General features: G+C 68.6%; 1 protein-coding gene. It reads left to right on the top strand.

Annotated features, from left to right (window positions below; genetic code table 11):
- On the top strand, positions 1–808 hold an 808-nt coding region (locus RM704_RS44570), incomplete at both ends, for an alpha-amylase family protein (RefSeq protein WP_311593571.1).

The following is an 808-nucleotide window of genomic DNA, read 5'->3' as shown; positions in this document are numbered from 1 at the left end:
GGTCCTGGCCCGTCACCCCCTGCGGGAACTGGTCACCTCCTCCGAACCACTGCCCCTGCTCGTGGAACGCGAGCGGGCCCTGTTCGGCTCCTGGTACGAGTTCTTCCCCCGTTCCGAGGGCACCCCCGAGCAGCCCCACGGAACCTTCCGCACCGCCGCCCGCCGCCTGCCCGCCATCGCCGCCATGGGCTTCGACGTCGTCTACCTGCCCCCCATCCACCCCATCGGCACCACCTACCGCAAAGGCCGCAACAACACCCTCTCCCCCACCCCCGACGACGTCGGCGTCCCCTGGGCCATCGGCTCCCCCGAAGGCGGCCACGACACCGTCCACCCCGACCTGGGCACCCTCGACGACTTCGACCACTTCGTCACCGAAGCACGCGCCCTGGGCCTGGAGATCGCCCTCGACTTCGCCCTGCAGTGCTCCCCCGACCACCCCTGGGTCCACAAACACCCCGAGTGGTTCCACCACCGCCCCGACGGCACCATCGCCTACGCCGAGAACCCGCCCAAGAAGTACCAGGACATCTACCCCATCGCCTTCGACGCCGACATGCCCGGCCTCATCACCGAGACCTGCCGCATCCTGCGCCACTGGATGGACCACGGCGTGCGCATCTTCCGCGTCGACAACCCCCACACCAAACCGGTCGTCTTCTGGGAACAGGTCATCGCCCGGATCAACGCCACCGACCCCGACGTCATCTTCCTCGCCGAGGCCTTCACCCGCCCCGCGATGATGCACACCCTGGCCGCCACCGGCTTCCAGCAGTCCTACACCTACTTCACCTGGCGCAACACCAAA

It is taken from the genome of Streptomyces gottesmaniae, assembly GCF_031845845.1.
Classification (GTDB): Bacteria; Actinomycetota; Actinomycetes; order Streptomycetales; family Streptomycetaceae; genus Streptomyces; species Streptomyces akebiae.
This window is presented reverse-complemented; position numbering and strand designations above follow the sequence as displayed.